The 25,314-nt window shown below is 67.8% G+C and carries 27 protein-coding genes; 19 read left to right on the top strand and 8 right to left on the bottom strand.

The window, feature by feature from the left end; translation table 11 throughout:
• Positions 1-62 precede the first annotated feature (62 nt).
• Positions 63-2,318: an NADP-dependent malic enzyme gene (locus tag BM162_RS03130; RefSeq protein ID WP_093417502.1), complete on the top strand. Its 2,256-nt coding sequence runs from the start codon at positions 63-65 to the stop codon at positions 2,316-2,318.
• A gap of 25 nt (positions 2,319-2,343) precedes the next feature.
• Here the strand turns inward: BM162_RS03130 and msrA are convergent, their stop codons facing one another.
• Both msrA and BM162_RS03120 read right to left on the bottom strand, forming a co-directional pair.
• The gene (gene msrA, locus BM162_RS03125) at positions 2,344-3,003 is read right to left on the bottom strand and encodes a peptide-methionine (S)-S-oxide reductase MsrA (RefSeq protein WP_093417499.1); all 660 of its coding nucleotides are present in this window, start codon (positions 3,001-3,003) and stop codon (positions 2,344-2,346) included.
• Positions 3,004-3,138: 135 nt separating this feature from the next.
• The gene (locus tag BM162_RS03120) at positions 3,139-4,356 is read right to left on the bottom strand and encodes an argininosuccinate synthase (protein ID WP_093417497.1); all 1,218 of its coding nucleotides are present in this window, start codon (positions 4,354-4,356) and stop codon (positions 3,139-3,141) included.
• 117 nt (positions 4,357-4,473) lie between these two features.
• On the opposite strand from BM162_RS03120, the gene ilvA reads away from it, so the two are divergent.
• Positions 4,474-5,721: a threonine ammonia-lyase IlvA gene (gene ilvA, locus BM162_RS03115; protein ID WP_093417494.1), complete on the top strand. Its 1,248-nt coding sequence runs from the start codon at positions 4,474-4,476 to the stop codon at positions 5,719-5,721.
• On the opposite strand, the gene BM162_RS03110 is transcribed toward ilvA, so the two are convergent.
• Complete coding sequence (locus BM162_RS03110; protein ID WP_093417491.1) at positions 5,718-6,164, bottom strand: NUDIX domain-containing protein; 447 nt, start codon at positions 6,162-6,164, stop codon at positions 5,718-5,720. The two genes, ilvA and BM162_RS03110, sit on opposite strands and share 4 nt — an antisense overlap.
• A gap of 82 nt (positions 6,165-6,246) precedes the next feature.
• Here BM162_RS03110 and hslO point away from each other — a divergent pair, with 82 nt between their 5' ends.
• From hslO to BM162_RS03065, 9 genes are read left to right on the top strand one after another with little or no spacing between them, the layout of a single operon-like run.
• Positions 6,247-7,245: an Hsp33 family molecular chaperone HslO gene (gene hslO, locus BM162_RS03105; protein WP_093417489.1), complete on the top strand. Its 999-nt coding sequence runs from the start codon at positions 6,247-6,249 to the stop codon at positions 7,243-7,245.
• Complete coding sequence (locus BM162_RS03100) at positions 7,232-7,834, top strand: CoA pyrophosphatase (RefSeq protein ID WP_093417486.1); 603 nt, start codon at positions 7,232-7,234, stop codon at positions 7,832-7,834. Before hslO ends, BM162_RS03100 begins: the two co-directional genes overlap by 14 nt.
• A gap of 47 nt (positions 7,835-7,881) precedes the next feature.
• Positions 7,882-8,982: a CCA tRNA nucleotidyltransferase gene (locus BM162_RS03095; RefSeq protein ID WP_093417817.1), complete on the top strand. Its 1,101-nt coding sequence runs from the start codon at positions 7,882-7,884 to the stop codon at positions 8,980-8,982.
• Between the two features lie 53 nt (positions 8,983-9,035).
• Complete coding sequence (locus tag BM162_RS03090) at positions 9,036-9,632, top strand: LysE family translocator (RefSeq protein ID WP_093417484.1); 597 nt, start codon at positions 9,036-9,038, stop codon at positions 9,630-9,632.
• Positions 9,633-9,636: 4 nt separating this feature from the next.
• Positions 9,637-10,215 (top strand): LysE family translocator, encoded by a 579-nt coding sequence (locus BM162_RS03085; RefSeq protein WP_093417481.1) that lies wholly within the window; start codon positions 9,637-9,639, stop codon positions 10,213-10,215.
• 47 nt (positions 10,216-10,262) lie between these two features.
• On the top strand, positions 10,263-12,152 hold the full coding sequence (locus tag BM162_RS03080) for an ABC transporter ATP-binding protein (protein WP_093417479.1): 1,890 nt from the start codon (positions 10,263-10,265) through the stop codon (positions 12,150-12,152).
• A 39-nt stretch (positions 12,153-12,191) separates the two neighbouring features.
• Entirely contained in the window at positions 12,192-13,418 is a 1,227-nt protein-coding gene (locus BM162_RS03075; RefSeq protein ID WP_093417476.1) for a class I SAM-dependent RNA methyltransferase, read from the top strand.
• A 17-nt stretch (positions 13,419-13,435) separates the two neighbouring features.
• Positions 13,436-14,248: an ion transporter gene (locus BM162_RS03070; protein ID WP_093417474.1), complete on the top strand. Its 813-nt coding sequence runs from the start codon at positions 13,436-13,438 to the stop codon at positions 14,246-14,248.
• Positions 14,249-14,280: 32 nt separating this feature from the next.
• Positions 14,281-14,781 (top strand): L,D-transpeptidase family protein, encoded by a 501-nt coding sequence (locus tag BM162_RS03065; RefSeq protein ID WP_093417472.1) that lies wholly within the window; start codon positions 14,281-14,283, stop codon positions 14,779-14,781.
• 13 nt (positions 14,782-14,794) lie between these two features.
• Here the strand turns inward: BM162_RS03065 and dalA are convergent, their stop codons facing one another.
• Positions 14,795-15,307: a divisome-associated lipoprotein DalA gene (gene dalA, locus BM162_RS03060; protein ID WP_093417470.1), complete on the bottom strand. Its 513-nt coding sequence runs from the start codon at positions 15,305-15,307 to the stop codon at positions 14,795-14,797.
• Positions 15,308-15,475: 168 nt separating this feature from the next.
• Between dalA and BM162_RS03055 the strand changes: the two genes are divergently transcribed.
• On the top strand, positions 15,476-16,072 hold the full coding sequence (locus tag BM162_RS03055) for a L,D-transpeptidase (protein ID WP_093417467.1): 597 nt from the start codon (positions 15,476-15,478) through the stop codon (positions 16,070-16,072).
• Positions 16,073-16,216: 144 nt separating this feature from the next.
• Positions 16,217-16,399: a hypothetical protein gene (locus BM162_RS03050; RefSeq protein WP_093417465.1), complete on the top strand. Its 183-nt coding sequence runs from the start codon at positions 16,217-16,219 to the stop codon at positions 16,397-16,399.
• 78 nt (positions 16,400-16,477) lie between these two features.
• Here BM162_RS03050 and hemH read toward each other — a convergent pair whose 3' ends face one another.
• Together hemH and BM162_RS03040 are read right to left on the bottom strand one after the other, a co-directional pair.
• The gene (gene hemH / locus BM162_RS03045) at positions 16,478-17,572 is read right to left on the bottom strand and encodes a ferrochelatase (protein ID WP_177215026.1); all 1,095 of its coding nucleotides are present in this window, start codon (positions 17,570-17,572) and stop codon (positions 16,478-16,480) included.
• A gap of 62 nt (positions 17,573-17,634) precedes the next feature.
• Positions 17,635-18,480 (bottom strand): methyltransferase domain-containing protein, encoded by an 846-nt coding sequence (locus tag BM162_RS03040; protein WP_093417814.1) that lies wholly within the window; start codon positions 18,478-18,480, stop codon positions 17,635-17,637.
• 30 nt (positions 18,481-18,510) lie between these two features.
• Here BM162_RS03040 and BM162_RS03035 point away from each other — a divergent pair, with 30 nt between their 5' ends.
• From BM162_RS03035 to BM162_RS03020, 4 genes are read left to right on the top strand one after another with little or no spacing between them, the layout of a single operon-like run.
• Positions 18,511-19,227, top strand: a complete 717-nt coding sequence (locus tag BM162_RS03035; RefSeq protein ID WP_093417460.1) for a double zinc ribbon domain-containing protein — start codon at positions 18,511-18,513, stop codon at positions 19,225-19,227.
• 32 nt (positions 19,228-19,259) lie between these two features.
• Entirely contained in the window at positions 19,260-19,517 is a 258-nt protein-coding gene (grxC, locus tag BM162_RS03030) for a glutaredoxin 3 (protein WP_093417457.1), read from the top strand.
• 3 nt (positions 19,518-19,520) lie between these two features.
• Positions 19,521-20,351 (top strand): carbon-nitrogen hydrolase family protein, encoded by an 831-nt coding sequence (locus BM162_RS03025; protein WP_093417455.1) that lies wholly within the window; start codon positions 19,521-19,523, stop codon positions 20,349-20,351.
• Positions 20,348-20,785 (top strand): MarR family winged helix-turn-helix transcriptional regulator, encoded by a 438-nt coding sequence (locus tag BM162_RS03020; protein ID WP_093417453.1) that lies wholly within the window; start codon positions 20,348-20,350, stop codon positions 20,783-20,785. The genes BM162_RS03025 and BM162_RS03020 overlap by 4 nt, the downstream gene beginning before the upstream one ends.
• Here BM162_RS03020 and crtC read toward each other — a convergent pair.
• Both crtC and crtD read right to left on the bottom strand, forming a co-directional pair.
• Positions 20,776-21,609 carry a carotenoid 1,2-hydratase gene (crtC, locus tag BM162_RS03015; protein ID WP_500691296.1) on the bottom strand — a complete coding sequence of 278 codons (834 nt, stop codon included), beginning with the start codon at positions 21,607-21,609 and terminating at the stop codon, positions 20,776-20,778. The genes BM162_RS03020 and crtC overlap by 10 nt on opposite strands.
• Before the next feature lie 14 nt (positions 21,610-21,623).
• The gene (gene crtD, locus BM162_RS03010; protein ID WP_093417451.1) at positions 21,624-23,171 is read right to left on the bottom strand and encodes a 1-hydroxycarotenoid 3,4-desaturase CrtD; all 1,548 of its coding nucleotides are present in this window, start codon (positions 23,169-23,171) and stop codon (positions 21,624-21,626) included.
• 73 nt (positions 23,172-23,244) lie between these two features.
• On the opposite strand from crtD, the gene BM162_RS03005 reads away from it, so the two are divergent.
• Together BM162_RS03005 and BM162_RS03000 are read left to right on the top strand one after the other, a co-directional pair.
• Complete coding sequence (locus BM162_RS03005) at positions 23,245-24,126, top strand: polyprenyl synthetase family protein (RefSeq protein WP_093417448.1); 882 nt, start codon at positions 23,245-23,247, stop codon at positions 24,124-24,126.
• Complete coding sequence (locus BM162_RS03000) at positions 24,123-25,250, top strand: methyltransferase (RefSeq protein ID WP_093417446.1); 1,128 nt, start codon at positions 24,123-24,125, stop codon at positions 25,248-25,250. The genes BM162_RS03005 and BM162_RS03000 overlap by 4 nt, the downstream gene beginning before the upstream one ends.
• The last annotated feature ends 64 nt before the right edge of the window (positions 25,251-25,314 follow it).

Raw genomic sequence — 25,314 nt, 5'->3', positions numbered from 1 at the left:
CCATTGCCGTCGGGCCAACGCGGACGTTATGCATCATGGGCTGACGGGGACGGGAGATCGACATGCGCAAGAACAGGTTCACGCCGGAAGAGGCTCTGACCTTCCACATGGAGCCGATGCCGGGCAAGCTGGAGGTTCAGGCGACCGTGCCGATGACCACGCAGCGCGACCTGAGCCTCGCCTATTCCCCCGGTGTCGCAGTTCCCTGCGAACGCATCGCCGCCGATCCCGAACTTGCCTACGACTACACGACCAAGGGCAACCTCGTGGCCGTCATCTCGAACGGCACGGCGGTGCTGGGGCTCGGCAACCTCGGCGCGCTCGGCTCGAAGCCGGTGATGGAGGGCAAGGCGGTGCTCTTCAAGCGCTTCGCCGACGTGAACTCGATCGACATCGAGCTGGACACCGAGGATCCGGACGCCTTCTGCCAGGCGGTGAAGCTGATGGCGCCGACCTTTGGGGGCATCAACCTCGAAGACATCAAGGCGCCCGAGTGCTTCATCATTGAGCAGCGCCTGAAGGAAGAATGCGACATCCCCGTCTTCCACGACGACCAGCACGGTACGGCGGTGATCTGCGCCGCGGGCCTGATTAACGCGCTGCACCTGTCGGGGAAGAAAATCGAGGACGTGAAGATCGTCCTGAACGGGGCAGGGGCCGCCGGCATTGCCTGTATCGAGCTGCTCAAGTCCATGGGTGCCCGGCATGAGAACTGCATCGTCTGCGACACCAAGGGCGTGATCTATCAGGGCCGCACCGAGGGCATGAACCAGTGGAAGTCCGCCCACGCCGTGAAGACCGACCTGCGGACGCTGGAAGAGGCGATGAAGGGGGCGGACGTGTTCCTGGGCGTGAGCGCGAAGGGTGCGGTCACGCAGGAAATGGTCGTCAGCATGGCCGACAAGCCGGTGATCTTCGCCATGGCGAACCCGGACCCCGAGATCACGCCGGAAGAGGCGCAGGAGGTGCGGCCCGACGCCATCGTTGCGACCGGCCGCTCGGACTACCCGAACCAGGTGAACAACGTCTTGGGCTTTCCCTACCTGTTCCGCGGGGCGCTCGACGTCCACGCCCGGGCGATCAACGACGAGATGAAGATCGCCTGCGCCGATGCTTTGGCTGCACTCGCGCGCGAGGATGTGCCGGACGAGGTGGCGATGGCCTACGGCCGCAAGCTGACCTTCGGGCGGGACTACATCATCCCGACCCCGTTCGACCCCCGGCTCATCCACCGCATCCCGCCCGCCGTGGCAAAAGCTGGAATGGACACCGGTGTGGCGCGTCGGCCGATCATCGACATGGAGCGGTACGAGCTTAGCCTGAAAGCGCGGATGGACCCGACGGCCTCGATCCTTCAGGGCATCTATACCCGTGCCCGTGCCGCCCAATCCCGCATGATCTTCGCTGAGGGCGACGACGTGCGGGTGCTGCGCGCCGCCGTCTCCTATCAGCGGTCGGGCTTCGGCAAGGCGCTGGTCGTCGGACGCGAGGCCGACGTGAAGGCAAAGCTCGAGGCCGAGGGCTTGGCCGACGCGGTGCGCGAGATCGAGGTGGTGAACGCCGCGAACACCACGCATCTCGAGACCTACAAGGCGTTCCTGTACGAGCGGCTTCAGCGCAAGGGTTACGACATGCAGGACGTGCACCGGCTGGCCGCGCGCGATCGGCACGTGTTTTCGGCCCTGATGCTGGCGCACGGGCACGGCGACGGGTTGGTGACGGGGGCAACGCGGAAGTCCGGCCACATCCTCGACCTTATCAACCACGTCTTCGACGCGCGGGCCGAGCATGGCGCGGTCGGCATTACGGCGCTTCTGCACAAGGGGCGCATCGTCCTGGTGGCCGACACGCTCGTCCACGAATGGCCTGACGAGACCGACCTCGCCAACATCGCCGAGCGGGGGGCCGAGGTCGCGCGTGGCCTGGGATTGGAGCCTCGCGTAGCATTCGTGAGCTTCTCGACCTTCGGCTATCCGGTCAGCGAGCGGGCCGAGAAGATGCACCGCGCGCCGGCTGTTCTGGACGAGCGCGGCGTCGATTTCGAGTACGAGGGCGAGATGACGGTCGACGTCGCGCTGAACGCCGACGCGATGGCGCACTATCCGTTCTGCCGCCTGAGCGGCCCTGCCAACGTGCTGGTCGTCCCGGCGCGGCACTCGGCCTCGATCTCGGTCAAGCTGATGCAGGAAATGGGCGGCGCGACGGTGATCGGCCCGATCCTGACCGGCGTGAAGAGCCCGATCCAGGTCTGCTCGATCGGCAGCAAGGTGAACGACATCCTGAACATGGCCGCCATCGCCGCGTCGAAGATGGGGTGAGGCGGGCTCGCCGCCTCACCTAACGTCAGACGAAAGGTGCCTCGGGGCCCCAGAGCTCGATGATTCGCTCGTCCCGGCGGCAGCCTTCGCGGTATCTGTCATAGGCGTCCTGCTTGTCGATCCAGCCGAAGCGGGTGATCACCTTGTCGTCGCTCTTGTAGTAATCCTGGTGATACTCCTCGGCGACGTAGAATTCCTGCGCGTCGAGGATTGGCGTCACAACCTCCTGGCCCAGCTCCGCCTCGGCCGTAGCCTTGGCTTCCTCGGCCAGCCGGCGCTCTTCCTCGTTCTCGACGAAGATGGCAGTGCGGTAGCTTTCACCACGATCGCAAAACTGCCCGCCCGCGTCGAGCGGGTCGATGGATCGGAAGAACAGGTCCAGAAGCTGGGCATAGCTCACCACGTCAGGGTCGTACTTGATCTCGACCGCCTCGTAGTGGCCGGTCCCGCCGCGAGATACTTCCTTGTAGGTCGGGTTCTCGGTCCGGCCGCCGGTATAGCCCGAAATGGCTTCCTCGACGCCCTGTACCTTTTCGAAGTCGGCCTCGACGCACCAGAAACAGCCGCCAGCGACGGTGAGGGTTTCCAGTGGCGCGGCGCGTGCGATGCCGGTCTGCGCCGCGAAACCCGCGACGATGGCCGCGGAAAGGGCGAGTGGTCGCAGAGACTTGGCGAATGTCTTCATGTCGGCTCCTCCGTTTGCACTCAACGTGAGGCGTGAGAGCCGACGCGGCAATTCACCCGCGCGTGATCTCACGCAGGTGTCACCCTTGTTTCACGGAAGAAGCCGCCCGCAGACGTGTCCGCAGGCGGCAATAGCTCAGCCCAGCCGACGCTTGCGCGCGGCCAGCAGCTTCAGGCGCAGGGCGTTGAGCTGGATGAAGCCGGCCGCATCCTTCTGATCGTAAGCGCCGGCGTCGTCCTCGAACGTCACGTGCGCCTCGGAATAAAGCGAGTGATCCGACCAGCGGCCCACTGTCCGGACCGAACCCTTGTAAAGCTTTACGCGAACCGTGCCGGTCACGTGTTCCTGGCTGCGATCTATGGCGGCTTGCAGCATCTCGCGCTCGGGTGAGAACCAGAAGCCGTTATAGATCAGCTCGGCGTAGCGCGGCATCAGCTCGTCCTTCAGGTGCGCCGCGCCCCGGTCGAGCGTGATCTGCTCGATCCCCCGGTGCGCTTCCAGCAGGATCGTACCGCCCGGCGTCTCGTAGATGCCGCGGGACTTCATGCCGACGAAGCGGCCCTCGACCAGATCCAGCCGGCCGACACCGTGCTTGCCGCCCAGCTCGTTCAGCTTGGTCAGCAGCGCCGCGGGCGAAAGCGCCTCGCCGTTGATCGAGACGGCGTCGCCCTTCTCGAACCCGATCTCGACGTACTCGGCGCTGTCGGGCGCGTTCTCGGGATGCTCGGTCCGCTGGTAGACGTAGTCCGGTGCTTCCTCGGCCGGGTCCTCCAGTACCTTGCCCTCGGAGGATGTGTGAAGAAGGTTCGCATCAACCGAGAAGGGGGCTTCGCCCCGCTTGTCCTTGGCGATCGGGATCTGGTTCTTCTCGGCGAAGTCGATGAGCTTCGTCCGGCTGGTCAGGTCCCACTCGCGCCACGGCGCGATCACCTTGATGTCCGGGTTCAGCGCATAGGCCGCCAGTTCGAACCGCACCTGGTCGTTCCCCTTGCCGGTCGCGCCGTGCGCCACGGCGTCCGCGCCGGTCTCGGCCGCGATCTCGACCAGCCGCTTCGAAATCAGCGGACGCGCGATCGAGGTGCCCAGAAGGTACAGCCCCTCGTAAAGCGCGTTGGCCCGGAACATCGGGAACACGAAGTCGCGCACGAACTCTTCGCGCAGGTCCTCGATGTAGATGTCGGTCGCACCCATCATCTCGGCCTTCTTGCGCGCCGGCTCGAGCTCTTCGCCCTGACCGAGATCGGCGGTGAAGGTGACGACCTCGCAGCCGTACTCGGTCTGAAGCCACTTCAGGATGATCGAGGTGTCGAGCCCGCCGGAATAGGCAAGAACGACTTTCTTGGGTGCGGACATGCGGGCGGATCCTTCATGTATGAAACGCGCGGCGGATAGCCCTTTTTCGACGCAAGGGCAAGGTCGGGCGCCATGCCGGGGCTTGTGCGGGGAGAGCCACAGGGGCACATGGGACGGATGAGCGATTTTGCCGACACCGCCCTCGCGACCACGGCGCGGATGCGCGCCCTGTTTCCGGCCACCCCGCTTCTGCGGAACGATTACCTGTCGGCGAAGTACGACGCCGACATCTGGCTCAAGCGCGAGGACCTGTCGCCGGTCCGCTCGTACAAGATCCGCGGCGCGTTCAACGCCATGCGAAAGGTGCTGGCCGAGAAGCCGGATCAGACGCTGTTCGTGGCGGCGAGCGCCGGTAACCACGCGCAGGGCATGGCCTTCGTCTGCCGGCACTTCGGCGTGAAGGGCGTGATCTTCATGCCGGTGACCACCCCGCAGCAGAAGATCCACAAGACCCGGACCTTCGGCGGCGACGCGATCGAGGTTCGGCTGGTCGGGGACTATTTCGACGATACGCTGGCCGAGGCGCAGGCGTTCTGCGCTGACGCCGGCGGCCATTTCCTGCCGCCCTTCGACGACCCCTACGTCATCGAGGGCCAGGCGAGCGTCGCGGTCGAGATGCTGGAGGAGCTGGGCGGAGCGCCGGACCTCGTCATCATGCCGGTGGGTGGCGGCGGTCTGTCTTCGGGAATGCGGCTTTATCTCAGGGAAATGGCGCCGCAGACCGAGACGATCTTCGTCGAGCCCGAGGGCGGCGCGAGCCTGACCGCCGCGTTGAAGGCGCAGGAGCCGGTGACGCTGGGCCGGGTCGATACATTCGTGGACGGCGCGGCAGTGGCCCGCATCGGCGAGCGCACGTTCGAGGCCCTGCGCGACGTGCCGCCCGAGGACGTGTTGACCGCGCCCGAGGACCGCATCTGCACCACCATCATCGAGATGCTGAACGTCGAGGGCATCGTGCTGGAACCGGCCGGGGCGCTGTCGCTCGACGTGCTGGATCAGCTGCGCGACCGGATCCGGGGCAAGCGCGTGGTCTGCATCACCTCGGGTGGCAATTTCGATTTCGAGCGTCTGCCCGAGGTGAAGGAGAGGGCGCAGCGCTATTCCGGCGTGAAGAAGTATTTCATCCTGCGCCTGCCGCAGCGCCCGGGCGCGCTGCGAGATTTCCTCGAGATGCTGGGGCCGGGCGACGACATCGCGCGGTTCGAGTACCTCAAGAAGTCGGCCCGCAACTTCGGCTCGGTCCTCATCGGGATCGAGACCGACCGGCCCGAGAACTTCGAGACGCTCTTCGCCCGTCTCGACGCGGCCGAGTTCACGTATCGCGACATCACCGACGACCAGATCCTGGCCGAGTTCCTGATCTAGCGCCGCCGCCCTGCCAGCCGGCGCACGAAGGCGCGGTCGCCCTCGTTGCCCAAACGCTCCGCCGCCTCGCGCAGCGGCATCCAGATGGCGGTATGGCCTTCCTCCATCGGCGGACCGTGGGGACGGACGGGGTGGCCAAGGTAGATGTGGCACAGCTTCTCGGCCCACATGTCGTAGTCCGGCATGAAGACAAAGCGCCGGAAGGCACCCAGGCGGCGGGGGCGGGTCATGCGCCAGCCGGTTTCCTCGAACACCTCGCGGTGCAGGGCCCTCAGCGGGTGTTCGCCCGCGTCCACTCCGCCGCCGGGAAGCTGGAATTCGTCCCGCGGCTCGAGCTGATGGGTCACCAGGATGTCGTGGCCGCGCAAGAGCACGGCATAGACGCCGGGCCGGTGCCGGTACGCCTGTCCGTTCAGGACCGGTTCGCCATACCTCCGGATCATGTCAGCTATCTGCCCCTTGGACCGCGAGTTGTTCTGCCTACGTAGACGCGGTATGCCAATCCGCACGCCGCAAGGAAAGCCCATGACCCTCGGATCCCGTATCGCCTGGGACGATACCATTCTGCCCTTCCAGCTTGACCGCTCGGATATCCGCGGCCGCGTCGCGCGCCTTGACGGTGTGCTCGACGCCGTGCTGGAGCAGCACGATTATCCGCCCGAGATCGAGGCGCTGGTGGCCGAGGCTGCGCTGCTGACCGCGATGATCGGCCAGACCATCAAGTTGCGCTGGAAGCTGTCGCTGCAGATACGCGGCGACGGTCCCGCCCGCCTGATCGCGACCGACTATTACGCTCCGACCAAGGATGGCGCGCCGGCGCGCATCCGCGCCTATGCCAGTTTCGACAAGGACCGGCTGGAGCCGCGCGTGAATCCGTTCGACCAGATCGGGAAGGGCTACTTCGCGATCCTGATCGACCAGGGCCGCGACATGACGCCGTACCAAGGGATCACGCCCATCGCCGGCGGCTCCCTGTCGGCCTGTGCCGAGACCTACTTCGCCCAGTCCGAGCAACTTCCGACCCGCTTCGCGCTGAGCTTCGGCCGATCGACCGAGCGCGGAAGCCCGGAAAGCTGGCGCGCGGGTGGCATCATGCTCCAGCACATGCCGAAGGCGTCTCCCTTCGCCAGCGGTGGCGGTTCGGGCGAGGGCGGGCTGCTTGAGGCGCAGGATATTGTCGACGGCGACGACGAGGAGAACTGGAACCGCGCCAACAAGTTGCTCGACACCGTCGAGGAGATGGAACTGGTGGGCCCGTCGGTGCACCCCACCGACCTTCTGGTTCGGCTGTTCCACGAAGAGACGCCGCGCATATTCGACTCCCAGCGCGTCGAGTTCGGCTGCACCTGTTCCGCGGATCGCGTGCGCCAGAGCCTGTCGATCTATTCGTCCAAGGACATCGGCACGATGACGACGGACGAGGGCATCGTGACCGCAGACTGCCAGTTCTGTGGCGCGCACTACGAATTCGATCCCCGGACCCTCGGGTTCGAGGCGGACGTTCCTCCCGATGACGGCGAGTGACGTTCGGAACCGATTGCTGGACGCCGTGTCCCGCGCAAGCGGGGCATCCTCGGACTACGACCTGAACCCGAACGTCGTGCTTCCCGCGGGCCGCGTATTGCGGCCGGCGGGTGTTCTTGTGCCTTTCGTGGTCGAGGACGGCGAGGTGCGGGTGGTGCTGACGAAACGCTCGTCGGCGCTGAAGCACCATCCGGGACAGGTGGCCTTTCCGGGCGGTAAGGTCGACGCTGGCGACGACGGCCCCGTGGGCGCGGCGCTTCGCGAGGCGGAAGAGGAAGTCGGCCTGCCCCGCGAGTCGGTCGAGGTCCTGGGCGAGCTGCCGTCGCACGAGACGGTCACCGGCTTCCGCGTCACCCCGGTGCTGGGCTGGATCGAGCGCCCCTTCATCCCGCGCCCAGAGCCGGGAGAGGTGGAAGAGGTCTTCACCGTTCCCTTCGATCACCTTGCGGATCCGTCCCGCTACACGATCCAGTCCCGCCGCTGGCGGGGGATGCACCGCTTCTACTACGCTTTGCCGTTCGGGCCTTACTATGTTTGGGGGGCGACCGCGCGGATGCTGCGTGGGTTGTGCGAAAGGCTGGCCCAGTGACGCGGATTGCGGCCGAGTGGGTGACGCGCCCTCAGACGCGCCGCGTGATGCAGGCGCTGGGGCAGGGCAGGCATCAGGCGTTCTTCGTCGGCGGCTGCGTGCGCAACGCGCTGATCGATGCGCCGGTCGACGACATCGACATCTCGACCGATGCCCGTCCTGAACGGGTGATCGAGCTGGCCGAGGCGGCGAAGCTGAAGGCCGTGCCAACCGGGATCGAGCACGGCACGATCACTGTCGTCTCGGGCGGCATCCCGCACGAGGTCACGACGTTCCGCAAGGACGTCGAGACGTTTGGCCGGCATGCCGTGGTGGCCTTTTCCACCGACATCGAGGACGACGCCCGCCGCCGCGACTTCACGATGAACGCGCTTTACGCCGATGCCGAAGGGCGGCTGCACGACCCGCTCGACGGCCTGCCCGATCTGCGCGCCCGGCACGTTCGTTTCATCGACGACCCCGAGCAGCGGATCCGCGAGGATTACCTGCGGATTCTGCGCTTCTTCCGCTTCCACGCCTGGTACGGCGATCCGGCCGAGGGGCTGAACGCAGAAGGCCTCGCCGCCGCCGCCGCTCTCGCCGACGGGCTCGAGACCCTCTCGCGCGAACGGGTGGGGGCGGAGACGAAGAAGCTTCTTTCCGCACCGGATCCCTCGCCCGCCGTGGCCGCGATGGCGCAGGCGCCGATCCTGTTTCACGTTCTGCCGGGCGCCGATGCCGAGCGGTTGCCGGTGCTGGTTCACCTTGAACAGGCAGCCGGCGTCGCGCCGGATCCGATCCGCCGCCTCGCACTGCTGGGAGGACAGGAGATCCCGGACCGGCTGCGCCTGTCCAAGGCCGAGGGCAAGCGCCTGCACCTTCTGCGCGACGGGATCGGAAGTGAGGCGGGCACGGCCGAGCTCGCCTATCGCCAAGGACCTGAAGCGGCGCGCGACATCGAGCTTCTGCGCGCCGCGACGTTCGAGGCGCCGCTGCCTGCGGCTCTGGAAGACGACATCGCTGCCGGGGCCAAGGCGGTTTTCCCTGTAAAGGCCGCCGACCTGATGCCGCGCTACCACGGCCCCGAGCTTGGCCGGAAGCTGGCCGAGCTCGAGCGGCGCTGGATCGCGTCGCGCTTCACGCTGGACCGCGACGCTCTTCTGGGTTGACGTTCCGGCCCGTCCGGAGGAGCGTCCGGCGTAATCGCCCGAAAGCCGCTCTTATGTCCTACGACCTCCTTCTCAGCCTCGTGACGCTCGCCGCGGCTGCCACGCTCGCGCCGGGGCCGAATAACGCGCTCGTCGCCAGTTCCAGCGCGACGTTCGGATTGCGCCGCACCGCGCCGCACATCGTTGGCATCGTCATTGGCTTTCCGCTGATGATGCTGATCGTCGGTCTGACGCTGGGCGAGGTGTTCCAAAGGTCAGACCTCCTGCGCGAGGGGCTGCGGCTGGTCGGGGCGGCGCTGCTTCTCTGGATCGCGTGGAAACTGTGGAGCGCGGGCGGGCTGTCCGGCTCGGGCGGTCGTGCGCGTCCGTTCACCTTCCTGGAGGCCGCCGGCTTCCAGTGGATCAATCCGAAGGCATGGGCGATGGCGGTGGCCGTAACGGCGCAATTCATCTCTCCGGCCGCGCCCGTGGTGACGGCGGCTGTGATTGCGCTGGTGTTTTCCTGCGTCGGCGGCTTCAGCATATCGACCTGGGCGGTTGCGGGCGCGCTGCTGACACGGTGGCTGAGCACCGAACGGCGACTGAAGCTGTTCAACCGCGTGATGGCGGTGCTCATCGTGCTGAGCGTGGCACTGCTTTTCGTCGGCTGACAACGTGGATCCGCTGTACCTGTTCGTCTTCCTCGGCCTGTTCTCGCCCGGGCCGAACGTCATCCTGCTGACAGCCTCGGGCGCGCGGTTCGGCTTGCGGCGGACCGTGCCGCATATCCTGGGCGTAGCGGCGGGGGTCGGCGTGACCTCGGGGCTGACGGGGTTGGGCATAGGGGCGCTTCTGTTGAGCCTTCCCGCGCTGGAATGGTCCCTGAAGCTGCTGGCGGCCGGTTGGATCGTCTGGATGGCCTACACGCTCGCTACCCGCGCCACGCGGCCCGAGGCAAAGGGCAAGGACCGCCCGTTCAGCTTCGTCGAGGCCGTGCTGTTCCAGTGGGTCAACCCGAAGGTTTGGGCCGTCGCACTGGCCGCCGCCTCGGGGTATTCCGCCGGTCTGGACCCGGCGCACGAGGCGCTGCGCCTCGCGTCGGCATTCTCGGGCATCAACCTATTTGTCTGCCTCTTCTGGACGACGGCCGGCGGGCTGCTCGCCTTCCTGCTGACCACTCCGGCGGCATGGGTGATCTTCCTACGCACGATGGCCCTTGCGCTTGCCCTGTCGGCGGGGGCGGTGTTTTTCTGACGCGAGAGTGCATTGTCTCGGCCCGCGCCTCCCTTAAATTGAGGCGCATGTCAGTTTCGTCCCCGGGCGCCGAGCGCCCCGCCGACCCCAAGCCGGTCGGCCGTCTCAAGCGCCTCGCCGACGTCATCGACGCCTTCCGCCCCGCCGACGGGCCACCCCCGCGCACGCTGTTCGCCTTTTTCCGCTGGACGCTCGCGGGATCGTGGAAGTGGCTTTGGATAGCCGGGGGTCTGTCTGCCGCCGCGGGCACCGCCGAGGTGGTCACGGCCGTCCTGCTGGGCGAGGTCATCGACGCCGCGCTTGCCTCGGGGCCCGCCGAGTTCGTGGCCGAGAACCTGTGGTTCCTCGTCGGCACGGCGCTGTTCTTCCTGGCCCTGCGCCCGATCCTGTTCGGGCTCTCGGCCGGCTCGAACTCGATCATCGTCGCGCCCAATGTGAACCCGCTGGTACTGACGCGCCTGCACCGCTGGACGCTTGGGCAGTCGGTCACTTTCTTCGACGACGACTTTGCGGGGCGTATCGCGCAGAAACAGATGCAGACCAGCCGCGCCATTACGGACGTGGCGAGCGAGGTCATCAACGTCGTCTTCTTCGCGCTGGCCTCGCTGATCGGATCGGCGTTGCTGCTGACGACGATCAACGTCTGGATGGCGCTGGCGCTGGCCGTCTGGGTCGTCGCCTACCTGTCGTTGATCCGCTGGTTCATGCCGCGTGTGCGCCGCCGGTCGATGGCGCGCGCGGCGTCGCGGGCGATGGTGTCGGGGCAGGTCGTGGACACGATCACCAACATCAAGACCGTGAAACTGTTCGCCCACGCCGATCACGAGGATCAGGCGGCCATCGACGCCATCGGCAGCTTCCGCGAGCGCGTCATCGACTTCGGCGTCCTGTCCGCTGGCTTCCGGTTCGCGCTGATGTCGCTGGCCGGCATCCTGCCGGTGCTGCTGGTGGGGGGGACGCTTGCGCTTTGGGCGAACGGTGCGGCCACGCCGGGCGACATTGCGGCGGCGGGAGCCATTGCGATCCGTATCGCGCAGATGACCGGGTGGGTCAGCTTCACGCTCATGGCGATTTACGCCAACGTGGGCGAGGTCGAGGACGGGATGAACACCCTCACCCCGCCGCACACCCTGACCGACAAACCCGATGCGGTGGAATTGAGCCAGGGGGGCGATGTCCGCTTCGACCGCGTGAGCTTCGCCTACGGCCGGCAGAGCGGCGGTGTGCAGAACATCGACCTGACGATCCGGCAGGGTGAGAAGCTGGGCATCGTCGGCGCCTCGGGCGCGGGAAAGTCCACGCTCGTGGCGCTGCTTCTGCGGCTTTACGATCCCGAGGAGGGGACGGTGTCCATTGCCGGGCACAGCGTCGGGGACGTCACGCAGGAAAGCCTGCGCCGCAGGATCGGGATGGTCACGCAGGAAACCGCGATGTTCAACCGCTCGGCCCGCGACAACATTCGCTATGGTCGCCCCAACGCCACCGAGGACGAGATGGTCGCCGCCGCCAAGAAGGCCGAGGCGCACGACTTCATCCTGGACCTCGTCGATTTCAAGGGGCGCACCGGCTATGACGCGCACCTGGGCGAACGGGGCGTGAAGCTGTCGGGCGGGCAGCGCCAGCGCATCGCCTTGGCCCGCGCCATCCTGAAGGACGCGCCGATCCTGGTGCTGGACGAAGCGACGAGCGCGCTGGATTCCGAGGTCGAGGCCTCGATCCAGGCAGCGCTCGACCGGGTGATGGAGGGCAAGACCGTGTTGGCCATCGCGCACCGGCTGTCGACCATCGCGCGCATGGATCGGATCATCGTGCTCGAAGACGGTCACATCGTCGAGCAGGGCACACACGACGACCTTCTGGCGCAGGAAGGTGTCTATGCCCGCTACTGGCACCGGCAGTCGGGCGGATTCATCAACTTTCAGGACGCCGCGGAGTAGGCTCTGGACCCTCCGCCCGTTCCGCGCGATCAGACGCTCATGACCCAGCACTTTATCGAACGCCTCGGACACCGGGGCGACGGCATCGCCTCCGGCCCTGTCTTCGCCGCCCGCACCCTGCCGGGCGAAGTGGTGGAGGGCGAGCCAGAGGACGGCCGCATCGCCGCCTCGCGCATCGTCACGCCCTCGCCTGACCGCGTCGCGCCGCCCTGCGTGCACTACAAGGCATGCGGCGGGTGTGCGTTGCAGCACGCCTCCGACACGTTCGTGGCTGACTGGAAGGCTTCGGTCGTGCGCGCGGCGCTCGCGGCGCAGGGTCTCGACGCCCCGGTCCGCCGCATCGCAACCTCGCCGCCCAACAGCCGCCGCCGCGCCGCACTTTCGGGCCGCCGGACGAAGAAGGGGGCGCTGGTCGGTCTCCATGCCCGCGCGTCGGACACGATCACAGCGATAACCGAATGCCACCTGCTGCACCCGTCCATCCTCGCCGCGTTGCCGGCGCTGGAGGAACTCACGGCGCTGGGCGGATCCCGGAAGGGTGAACTGACGTTTCACGTGACGGTGTCCGAGTCCGGGCTCGACATCTCGGCCGCGGGCGGCAAGCCGCTGGACTTGTCACTGCGCGAGGGGCTGGCGCTGTGGTGCGGGACGCACGACATTGCCCGCCTGACGTGGGGCGATGAGACCGTCGCCGCCGCACGCCCGCCGGTGCAGGTTTTCGGCCCGGCGCGCGTCGTGCCGCCGCCGGGCGCGTTCCTTCAGGCAACGGCCGAGGGGCAGGCGGCGCTGACCGCCTCGGTGCGGGACGCGGTGGGGCAGGCTGACCATGTGCTCGACCTGTTCGCGGGCTGCGGCACCTTTGCCCTGCCGCTGGCCGAGCGGGCCGAAGTACACGCGGTCGAGGGGGCGCGGGCCATGCTCGATGCACTCGATCACGGCTGGCGCCACGCCTCGGGTCTGCGCAGCGTGACGACCGAGGCGCGCGACCTGTTTCGCCGCCCGCTTCTGCCCGAAGAGCTGAAGCGCTTCGACGCCGTCGTCATCGACCCGCCCCGTGCGGGCGCCGAGGCGCAGACCGAGGAACTGGCGCAGTCAGACGTCAAAGTGATCGCCGCCGTGTCCTGCAATCCGGTCACCTTCGCGCGCGATGCACGCCGATTGGCGGATGCGGGATTCCGCATCGACTGGATTGACGTGGTGGACCAGTTCCGGTGGTCGAGCCATGTCGAGCTTGCGGCGCGTCTCTCGCGGGGCCATATCGCCTGAAACTGACGGGGACGGACATGAACTTCAGGGCCAGGCTCGGCGCTGCGCTGGATACGAAGATCGTGCGCAACGGCATCATCGCGGTGATCATCGTCAACGCGGTGCTGCTGGGGATGGAGACATCGGACAGGATCATGGGCGCGACCGGCCCGCTGATCCCGGTGCTCGATTCGATCTGCCTTCTGATCTTCGTGGCCGAGCTTGCGGCAAAGATCGTAGCCTATGGTCGACGGTTCTTTGCCAGCGGCTGGAACCTGTTCGACTTCGTCATCGTCGGCATCTCGCTCGCGCCCGGCGCGCAGACGCTCAGCGTGCTTCGGGCATTGCGCATCCTGCGTTTGCTTCGCGTCATCTCGGTCGCGCCGCGCCTGCGCCGGGTGGTCGAGGGGTTCGTCAGCGCGCTGCCGGGCATGGGCTCGGTCTTCCTGCTGATGGCGCTGATCTTCTACATCGGCTCGGTCATGGCGACGAAGCTCTTCGGGCAGAGCTTTCCCCAGTGGTTCGGCACGCTGGGCCAGTCGGCCTATTCGCTGTTCCAGATCATGACGCTCGAGTCGTGGTCCATGGGCATCGTCCGCCCGGTGATGGAAACCTATCCCTACGCCTGGCTGTTCTTCGTGCCGTTCATCCTGCTGACGACCTTCGCAGTGGTGAACCTGCTGGTGGGCCTGATCGTCAACTCGATGCAGGACGCCCACCACGCCGAGGACGTCGAAAGAACCGACACCTACCGCGACGAGGTGCTCAACCGCCTGGCGGCGATCGAGGCGAAGCTGGATGCGCACGAGGATGCGAAACCGGATTCCGTGACGGCGCATCGTCGGGTATAGTCGCCTGCAAAACAAGAGCAGGCAGGACGGCGATGAGATTTCTTCGGGCGCTGGGCCTTCTGGCCCTGGTCGTTACGGTGGCAGGCTGTGGCGGATCGAAATTCCGGACCTATGACGGGCCGGAGGTGACGCGGATCCACGTACTCAAGGGCCAGCGGCAGTTGCTTCTGATGCACGGCCCCTACGCTCTGAAAGCGTACGAGATCGGGCTGGGCTGGGCGCCCGAGGGCGACAAGCAGGTCGAGGGCGACGGGCGCACGCCCGAAGGGCACTACCTGATCGACAAGCGCAACCCGAACAGCAAGTACCACCTTTCGATCGGCATCTCCTATCCCGATCCGCGGGATATGGCCGAGGCGCAGGCGCTGGGCTTCAGCCCCGGCGGCGACATCTTCATTCACGGCCGGGGCCCGAGCTATGAACGCGGCAGCCCGCGCGACTGGACCTGGGGCTGCATCGCCGTCACCGACGACGAGATCGAAGAGATCTATGCCATGGTGAAGGACGGCACGCCGATCTCGATCCACCCGTGAGGGACCGGCGCCATCAGGCGCCCGTGACCAGCGTCCACCAGATCTTGCCGTTGGGCTCCTGGAACCACGCGAAGCCCATGTCGCGCGCGCGGGGGTCGAGGATGATGTCCGCCGTGGCCGGATCGTCCATCCACGCGGCAAGCGTCTGGAGTTCGGTCTCGTAGCTTTCCGAGATGTTCTCGCCCAGCATGTCGCCGCGGTAGCCCACGCGCCGCACCCGGTCGAGCGGGGATGATCCGTCCGAGCCGAAATGCCACGGCCGGTTCTGGATGCTCATGTCGCGTGAATGCGTCGCGGCGGCGGCTGTGAGCTCCGAATCCAGCTCGAGCGGCGGCGCGCCATCCGCCTGGCGCAGCGCGTTGACCGCGTCGAGCATGCGGAACCGCACCTGGTTCTCGTCGGACTGAGAGATCTGGTAAAGCTGCGGCAACGGCTGTCCGTCCGGGCCGAGCTGCGGGGGCGGCGGGGTGGCGCACGCCGCCAATGCCGCAAGCAGCGGCAGGAATAGGGCAATTCTTCGTGTCATGGATGGTTCGTCGTTCCCTCTGGTCGGGAGATGGATACTGGCAATCCTCCGCCGGTTCAAACCCGGTGGCGCCGCGACCGGCGTTTTGATGCCGGGGCGGATTGTCCGGCAACCGGACGCGAAGTAAGTTCGTTGTTGCCCTGTCCCAATCAGCCCGGAGGCATGTCCATGGCCAGTGACACCAAAGGAACCGTCGGCAGGCGCGCGATCCTGGGCGGCGCGACGGCGACCGTTGCACTTCTCGCTGCACCTGCTTTGGCGCAGAGCAGCACCGAGTATCGCCCGACCGCCGGCGACTCCGTCCGCCGCAACGCGTCGAGCTTTCGCGCGCTCGACTGGCAGCCGTATTTCGACGACTTGCGCAACGGCGCCATTCTGGTCGACATCACCTCGCGTGCGCTGCACTTCTGGAACGAGTCCGGCGGTATCTATAAGCTCTATCCCACTTCTGTCCCGATGACCGAGGACTTGACCCGCCGCGGCCGCACCTCGGTCGTGCGCAAGGTCGAGGGACCGGACTGGCGGCCGACACCGTCCATGAAGCAGCGCAACCCGGAATGGCCAGACTACGTCCCGCCGGGGCCCGACAACCCGCTGGGCACGCACGCGCTGTACCTGGGCTGGACGTACTACCGCATCCACGGCACCCACGACACGCGCAAGATCGGCCGCCGATCGTCCAACGGTTGCATCGGGCTCTACAACGAGCACATCGCCGAGCTCTTTGGTCTTGCTCGGTCGGGGACGCAGGTGTTGCTTATTTGACCACGCGGAAGCGGAATCGGAACCTTCGGTCGCTTCGGTGACTTTTCGAGTCGTGCAAGTTGCTGGTTATACAGCTTTTGTACGCTACGATTACTGTACCTGCCGCCGGACGTAGCGGCAGGGCAGCTTACACTGGAGGACAGAATGAAGAAGTTCGCACTCGCCGCCGCCCTCTCGGTCGCCGCCACCTCGGCTTTTGCTGGCGGTCTTGCCGAGCCGGTGATGGAAGCTCCCGTGATTGTCGAGGAAACGCAGTCGGCTTCGGGCGGCTTCGTGGTTCCGCTGCTGGTTCTCGCGGTGGTCGCCGCCGTGGCCGCCAACGGCTGATCGCGGTCATCCACGCAAAAAACAAGGCGGCGGGGCCTGCCCCTGCCGCCTTTATTTTTGGCTCAGGCCGGACGGGCGTCAGCCCATCCAGCCCCTCAGATTGTCCTCGATCACCTTCGACAGCGCCGTAACATGCGCCTCGTCGTCATTGAGGCAGGGAATGTAGGTGAATTCCTCGCCCCCGGCCTCTTCGAAGCTTTCCCGGATCTCTTCGTTGATCTCTTCCAGCGTCTCGACGCAGTCGGCCGAGAACGCGGGCGCCATAATGGCGATGCGCTTCTTCCCGGCTTTCGCCAGCCGCGCGACCTCTTCCACCGTATAAGGCTTCAGCCATTCCTCGGGGCCGAAGCGCGACTGAAAAGTGGTCACGACCCGGTCCTTGTCCCAGCCCAGCTTCTCGCGCAGCAGGCGCGTCGTCTTCTGGCACTGGCAGTGATAGGGGTCGCCTTCCATCAAATAGCGCTCGGGCACGCCGTGGTACGAAGTCACCAGCACGTCCGGCTCGTGGTCCAACTTGGCATAGGCCCGCTGCACCGACTGCGCGAGCGCGTCAATATAGACGGGTTCTTCGTAATAGGCGGGGACAGTGCGCACTGGCGGCTGCCACTTCTCGTCCATCAGCGCGCGGAAGAACTGGTCGTTGGCCGTCGCCGTCGTCGCGCCCGCGTATTGCGGGTAAAGCGGGAAGAACAGGATCTTGCGGCAGCCGGCCTCGGCCATTTCGCGCACTTTCGACTTGGTCGACGGATTGCCGTAGCGCATGCAGAAGTCTACCACGACATCGTCGCCGTACTTCGCCTTCATCGCCGCGGCGATCTTCGCGGTCTGCGACCTGGTGATCGTCATCAGCGGGCTCTCACCAGCCTCTTCGTTCCAGATCGACTTGTACGCCTCACCCGAAGAAAACGGGCGCTTGGTCAGGATCACCAGTTGCAGCAGCGGCTGCCAGATCCAGGGCGAGTAATCGATCACTCGCCGATCCGACAGGAATTCGTTCAGGTAGCGGCGCATCGACCAGTAGTCATAGCCGTCCGGCGTGCCGAGGTTGGCCAGCAGGATGCCCACGCGGGCCGGCTTGATCTTGGGGTGATCGGCGGGCGCGTGGGCCGGCCGCTCGGCCTCGCGCGGCGTGGAGGAGCGCGTCGTCGCGCCCGGGGTCTTCGCATCCAGCATCGACACTTCCGTACCGTTTTCACATGAAACTTCCGGGGGACATAACGGAGTCTGCCGGATTATCAATCGCGGCGGGCCGTCGCATCATCTTCGGCCGGTTTCTCCTCGACTCCCAGCGCATCAGCCAGGCGCTGCTGCGCCGATCCCGGCCGCAGCGGTTTCTGCTGGCTCTCGTCCGGCGCCCACCCTGCCAGGAACACCAGCTCGAAGGTGGCGAGCATGCGGTCGCCGTCGGTGAAGTTCTCTGCATATACGGCCTCACACGCGCCGAACAGCGCGCGAGGCGGGGCGCGCCGATCGCGGGCGGCGAGCGCGTTGGTCTCGCCCATCGCGCGCAGGTCGTGCATCAGGTGCAGCGCCGAGCGATAGCGCACCGGCAGCTTCAGAGAATCCGCCACCGGAAGCGCGAAGCCCGCCCGCTGCAGCAGGCCGCCAAGGTCGCGGATCTCGGCCATCGGAGCCACGCGCGGCGACAGCCCGCCCGTCACCCGCGCCTCGGCCTCGGCCAGCGCGGTTCGCAGTTCCGAAAGGGTCTGTCCGCCGAACATCACGCCCACGAACAGCCCGTCGGGCCGCAGCGCCCGCAGCGCCTGTACCAGTTGCCCCACCGGATCGTTCGCCCAGTGCAGCGACATGGCGTGGACCAGCAGGTCGAGGGATTGTGGGGCCAGGTCCAGGACGTCCGTGTCCTCGACCACCCGGGCCCCCGGCACGGCGTCGCGCCAAAGCTCGGGGTGCCCGGTCACCAACGCGGCGTCGGTGAACGTCCTGTTAACCTCGCTCAGCCTCTCCTGAAGCTCGAGCTTCGCCTCGTCGTGCAGGAACCACGCCGGCTCGTCCATCCGGGCGGCGCGGCGGCGGTGGGCGGACAGGGCGTGGCGGTCGGTGAGTTCGGGCGGGCGTTGCATCACCGCGCGACATAGGCGGCGGAGGCGCGGATGCAAAGCCTTCTGAACCTGATCTACCCGCACCAGTGCGCGATGTGCGGCACCCTGGTCGAAGGACCGGGCGCGCTGTGCGGTCCGTGCTGGCGCGACACACCCTTCATCCGCGGCCTCGTCTGCGATCTGTGCGGCGCACCGCTGCCCGGCGAGGATCCGGGCCACGGCGTCCACTGCGACGACTGCATGAGTATCGCGCGCCCTTGGTCCCGGGGACGCGCAGCGTTCCTATACCGCGACCGCGCGCGGCGAATGGTCCTGTCCCTGAAGCATGCCGACCGGCTCGACCTCGTGCGGCCCGCCGGACGCTGGCTCGCCTCTGCGGCGGCGCCGGTGCTGCACGAGGGGCAGGCGATCGTGCCGGTCCCGATCCACTGGACCCGCCGCCTGCGTCGCCGGTACAACCAAGCCGCCCTGCTGGCGCTGGCGCTGGCGCGTGTAACAGGCGCGACGCCCCGGCCGCAGGCACTGATGCGCGTGCGACGGACCCCCGTGCAGGACGGCATGACGGTTGGACAGCGGTTCGCGAACCAGGCCGACGTCATCCGCCCGCACCCGCGCCACGGAACCACTTTGGACGGGGCGGACGTGCTGCTGGTGGACGACGTGATGACCTCGGGCGCGACGCTTGCCGCCGCGACCGAGGCGTGCCGCGCCGCAGGTGCGAGCAGCGTTTCGGTCGCGACACTGGCGCGCGTGGTCAAGGATGCCTAGGTTCACGGGAACACCACAAATCCGAGGACCCCATGCCGAAGATCGACATCTACACCTCTCCGACCTGCGGCTTCTGCCACGCTGCGAAGCGACTTCTGAACGAGAAGGGCGCGAGCTTTGCCGAGATCGACGTGTCGCGCGACCCGGACGACCGCAAGGCGATGATGCAGCGCGCCAACGGACGCCACACGGTTCCGCAGATCTTCATCGGCGAGACGCATGTCGGCGGATGCGACGAGCTATACGCGCTGGAACGGGCCGGCAAGCTCGACCAGATGCTCGCCGCCTGAGCCATGCGCGCGGCGCTGATCCAGCTTACCTCGTCGGACGACCCCGAGGCCAATTCGCCGGTTACGCGTGACCACGTGCGCGCGGCGGCCGAGGCAGGGGCCGAGCTGATCCTGACACCGGAAGTCACGAACTGCGTCTCGGCCAGCCGCACCCGCCAGGCGCAGGTGCTGCGCCACGAGGACGACGACCCGACCCTTGCCGCCTTGCGAGAGGATGCGGCGGCGCTCGGGCGATGGTTGCTGATCGGTTCTCTCGCGCTGAAGACGCATGACGCGGACGGGCGCTTCGCCAACCGGTCGTTCCTGATCGGGCCGGACGGAGAAATCTCCGCGCGCTACGACAAGATTCACATGTTCGACGTGCAGGTGTCGGAAAGCGAGACCTACCGCGAATCCGCCGGCTTTCGGCCCGGCACTCGCGCGGTGCTGGCCGACACGCCGCTGGCGAAGATAGGCTTGACCGTGTGCTACGACCTCCGTTTCCCGCACCTCTACCGCGCGCTGGGCAAGGGCGGGGCGCAGATCATCACCGTCCCGGCGGCGTTTTCGCCCGTCACGGGGGCGGCGCACTGGGAAAGCCTGCTGCGCGCCCGCGCCATCGAGACCGGCGCATTCGTTCTGGCCCCCGCCCAGACCGGGGAGCACGCGGCATCGTGGGGCAAACCGCGCAAGACCCACGGCCATTCCCTTGCCGTCGCGCCCTGGGGCGAGGTCATCGCCGACGCGGGCACCGAGCCGGGGGTGACGCTGGTCGACCTGGACCTCGCGCAGGTGGAAGCCGCGCGGCGCAAGGTTCCCTCGCTGACCCATGACAGGCCGTTCGACGGCCCATGAGCCAGCCCAACGACCCGCTCGCCGTCGCGCTGTTCAGCGAAATCTTCATGGCCGACCAATTGGCTCGCACGCGGCTGTCCAAGGCGCTGCCAAAGGGCATGGAGCTCAGCCACTTCTCGGTCCTCAACCACCTCGCCCGGACGGGGGAGAGGAGTCCGGCGCAACTGGCCCGGACGTTTCACGTGACGCGCGGGGCGATGACCAACACGTTGACCAAGCTGGAATGGGCCGGGCACGTGCATGTCCGTCCCGACTGGGACGACGCGCGGCGAAAATTCGTCTCGATCAGCCCGGCTGGGCAGGCCGCGCGCGACGCCGCGATCGAGGCGATCCGCCCGATCATCGAGGACGTCGTCTCCTCCATCGGGGCCGAGAAGGTGCGCGCCGCACTGCGTGTCTTGCGCGAGGTGCGGATGCGCTTCGATCAGGACTGAGCGCGGGGCCGCCAGCGCCCCCGCCGCGGCACCCGCATCGCCACCATCGGCTTGATCAGCGGTGAGCGAAACCGGTCCAGGTCCAGCGCCTCGTGCATGCCTACCGTCTCTTCCCCGTCGATCCGGGTGCGGACCGAGGCGCGGGAGTAGAACGGCGAATCGAGCATGTTGCACACTTGGCGCGGCGCGTATCCGGCATCGGCGCGGGTCGCCCGCCGCACGCGCCACAGCGTTGGCGGCAAGGGCGCGCGCGGCGGCGCCTCGGTGCGTGTGACGCCGCCTTCGGCGTCGAAAGCCAGCGCGGCATTCGCCTCGGTCCCGTCCCGACGCACCGCCTCGTAGAAGCACGTCGCACCCCTCCGGATCGGGAACCGCCCCCACGTCCAGTATGAAAAGTCGTCCTCCAGCGGCCGGGTGCCGAAATTGCCATCCAGGTAGCCGTGCCCGCTCCAGCGGACGCCGTTCATCTCGACTTCCATCCGCGCGGCGGGGGCATAAGGGCGCCAGACATGCGCACCGTCCGGGCTCAGCAGCAGTTCGCGGTCGGTCACCGCTGTTGGCGTCACCGTCACCCGCCCGCGCACCCGCCTCGGAACGGGGGGCGCGCCGCGCTCGTCCAACTCGATCTCGAGCCGCGTGCCGGTCCAGCGCATCGCGCTGGGCCCGATCCGCAGCGTGTCGCGGCTGGTGCTCAGAGCGTCTGCGCCCCGGTCGGTCATGGTGAAGCGCGAGCCCGGCCCGAAGCCGGCTACGTTGAAGCAGCAGTGTTCCTCCGGGCGGCCGCGCCCGGACCAGTGGTACCAGGGCGAGAAGACCGACCCGATGAAGCCGATGATCGTCAGGCCTCGGCTGCCGTCGTCGCTGATCCCGTCGCAGTACCACCAGGCGTAGCCCCCCGGCGGAACGTCGAGGTGGAAGCATGGTCCGTCAGTATCGCCTCGGCCGCGTGCCGCCCTGAGAGTGCCGCCATCGGCACCCCCGCTCCCGGGTGCGCTCCGCCCCCCGCGAGGTATAGGCCCGGAACCCGCGTCCGCGCCGTGGGCCGATTCAGGCCCGCCGTCAGCCCGTGCGGGCTCCGGCCGTAGAGCGATCCGTGGCTCGCCGGGAACAGAGCGTCGAAGTCCTCGGGCCGCGTCAGCGCCGCGCGTCCCGGCTCGGGCGTGAAGGTCAGGCCGCGCGCCGCCAGCGCCCGGAACGTGCGTATCAGACATTTCGGGAACTCCTCTTGCGTCGCGTGCGGCAGCGGCGGCGCGTTCACGATTATCTCGAACCGTTCGGGGGCGGGCGGCGTCAGCCCCGCCCCGCGATCCTGTGCGCAGACATAGATCGCCGGGTCCTCGGGCATCCGGCCGCGCGCGATCGGGTCGAACTCGCTGCGCGGGTCTGCCCCGAACAGCACGTTGTGGTGGGACAGCTCGCGCCCGTGGGGCCGGGCCGCGAAGGTCCAGACGTGCGCCGAAAGGCTGCGCGGCTCCACCTGCTGGCGGGGCACGGCGGGGCGCACGGCCTCGCCGAGCATTCCCTCGACCAGCGCGCGCGGATCGCCGTTGAAGACGAGGTGGGTGCAGGGCAGGCGCTCGTCGCCGGTGTGAACCGCCGCAACGTTGCCGTCCTGCACTTCGATCCGCCGCACCGGCGCACCGTACCGGACGTCGGCGCCCAGTGTCTGAGCCGCGTGTGCGACGGCTTGCGCCAGCGCATGCATCCCGCCCCCGACCCGCCAGACGCCCGCCGCCTCGGCGTGCCCGATCAGCGACAGGAGCGCCGGCGCCTCGTAGGGCGAACCGCCGACATAGGTGGCGTAGCGAGCGAAGAGCTGCCGCAGGCGCGGGTCGTCGAACCGGCGCGCGAGGTGCGAGGCGAGGCTCCGGTGCGGCGCCATCGCGGCCATCAGGCTCGGCGCGCGCATCACCCGCAGGGCCAGCGCGCTCTGCTTCGGTGCGGCGTTGTGCATCATCGGGCGCTCGAACGCCTCGAACAGCCGGCGGGTCTCGGTCGTGAAGCGCCGGAACTGTGCTTCCGCCCGTTCTCCGGCGAAGGCGCGGATGGCGGCAGCGCTCGCCTCGGCATCCGCGAACAGGTCGAGCGTTGTACCGTCCGGCCACCAGTGGCGGGCCAGCACCGGCTCGGGGCGCAAGGTCACATGGTCATCCAGCCTTAGCCCTAGGTCCCGGAAAAGGCCGTCGAACACGCCGCGCAGGGTCAGGACGGTTGGTCCCGCGTCCGCAGCGCCGGCCGCCGTGGGCAGCGTGCGCATCTTGCCGCCCGGTGCGTCCTGCCGTTCCAGAACCGTCACGCGCAGCCCCGCATGGGCGAGCCGCGCGGCGGCGGCGAGCCCGCCGATGCCGGCGCCGATGACGACGATGTGGGGGCGCGAACGGGACATGCGGCGATAGTTGACTCGCACAGGCTCACTGTCCAGTATGATTTACAATATGTGCTGTAAATAGGAGAGCGCGATGAGCCTTCACGCCCGCCTCGAGTCGGCCCTGGACGCTGCGCTCTCTGCCGCCTGCGCGCCCCCCGCGCCGCCGCGCCTCGCCCACGCCATGCGGCACGCGGTCGTTCCCGGGGGCGCCCGCATCCGCCCCACCATCTGCCTCTCGGTCGCCGCGGCCTGCGGCGACGACCGCCCCGCGTTGGCCGACGCCGCCGCAGCCGCGCTCGAGTTGATCCACTGCGCGAGCCTCGTGCATGATGATCTACCATGCTTCGACGACGCCGGCACCCGGCGCGGCAGGCCGTCGGTCCATGCCGCGTATTCCGAGCCGCTGGCGGTACTGACAGGCGACAGCCTGATCGTCGCAGCCTTCGGCACGCTCGCCCGCGCCGCGGCCGAGGCGCCGGATCGGTCGGCGACGCTCGTCACGCTTCTGTCGCGCAACACCGGGATGCCCTTCGGCATCTGCGCGGGGCAGGGGTGGGAGAGCGAGCGCGACATCGACCTCGCCGCCTATCACCGTGCCAAGACCGGCGCGCTGTTCGTCGCCGCCACTCAGATGGGCGCGGCCGCCGCCGGGCAGGAGCCCCAGGCGTGGGAGGATCTGGGGGCGCTGATCGGCGAGGCATTTCAGGTCGCCGACGACCTGCGCGACACGCTCTGCGACGCAGACATGCTGGGCAAGCCGGTCGGACAGGATGACCGACTGGGCCGCCCAAGCGCGGTGTCGGAACTGGGTGTGCAGGGTGCCCTGCGGCGGCTCGACGACATCCTGTCCGGTGCGATTGCTTCCATCCCGTCCTGTCCCGGGGAAGCGCGGCTTGCCGGAATGGTGCGCGCCTATGCCGACCGGCTGGTGCCATCCGCGGCGCAAGGGCGCTGGGCGGTGCCGGGCGAATGACTGCCCGCGCCCGCGACTGGCGGCAGGGCGGAAGAAGACCACGTCGGTCGTTCGTGGGATGGCGCAACCGGCTCCTGTCCTCTCCGTCAGTCCTGTCACGCCTCGGCCGGCTTCCGGTGGTCCGCCACCTCGCACGGCGCGAGGGGGAGGCGCTGTTCGCCATCGTCAGCGGCTTCGTACAGTCACAGGTCCTCGCCGCGCTCGTGGAACTGCGGGTGCTGCACCTGCTCATGGAGGAGACGGCGACGCCGGGGGCATTAGCACCACGCCTGAACCTTCCGCCCGAGCGGTGCCGGGTGCTGTTGCAGGCAGGGGCGGCGCTGGGGCTGCTCGAGCGGACGCGCCGCGGCTATCGGACGTCCCGCCGTGGCGCGGCGCTGGTCGGGGTGCCGGGACTGGAAGCGATGATCCGCCACCACGACGTGCTGTATCGCGATCTGTCCGATCCCGTGGCCCTGTTTCGCGGAGAGAGTGAGACCGAGCTGGCACAGGTCTGGCCATACGTGCTGTCCGGGCAGATGGAGGCCGAAGACGCCGCCCGATACTCGACCCTGATGGCCGAGAGCCAGCGCATGGTGGCGGAGGACACGCTGGATGCCGTGTCCCTTCGCCGCGTCCGGCACCTGATGGACGTGGGCGGCGGGACCGGTGCCTTCCTGCGCGAGGTGGCGCGCCGTCACCCGGGCATGCGCCTGACGCTCTTCGATCTGCCGCAGGTGCTCGAGGCCGCACGCGGGGGCGAATCGGATGTGTCAGGTGAAGTAGACATTGTGGCCGGCGATTTCCGGTCGAACCCGCTGCCGGAAGGGGCAGATGCCATCAGCCTGGGCCGGGTGCTGTACGACCACGACGACCGGACGGTGGCGGCCCTGTTACGCCGCGTGCACGACGCCCTGCCGCCGGGCGGACAGGTGATCGTGTCCGAGCCGATGTCCGGCGGAGCGTGGCCTGAACGGGCGACCGACGTCTATTTCGCCCTTTACACGCTCGCCATGCGAACCGGGCGCACGCGTTCGGCTGACGAAATCGCGACGCACCTGTCGGAGGCCGGTTTCTCCTCCATCCGCTGCCCCAGGGCACGGCGGCCATTCGTCACCCGCGTTGTCACTGCAACGCGCGCCTGACACATCCACAGTTCATTAAAGTTGACATATAAACGTGTCAGGTTAATCTGACATATCAGCGCGG

The organism is Tranquillimonas alkanivorans, assembly GCF_900115595.1.
In the GTDB taxonomy this organism is placed as follows: Bacteria; Pseudomonadota; Alphaproteobacteria; order Rhodobacterales; family Rhodobacteraceae; genus Tranquillimonas; species Tranquillimonas alkanivorans.
Note: the sequence above shows the minus strand (reverse complement) of the source record. Positions and strands in the feature narration are given on the sequence as shown.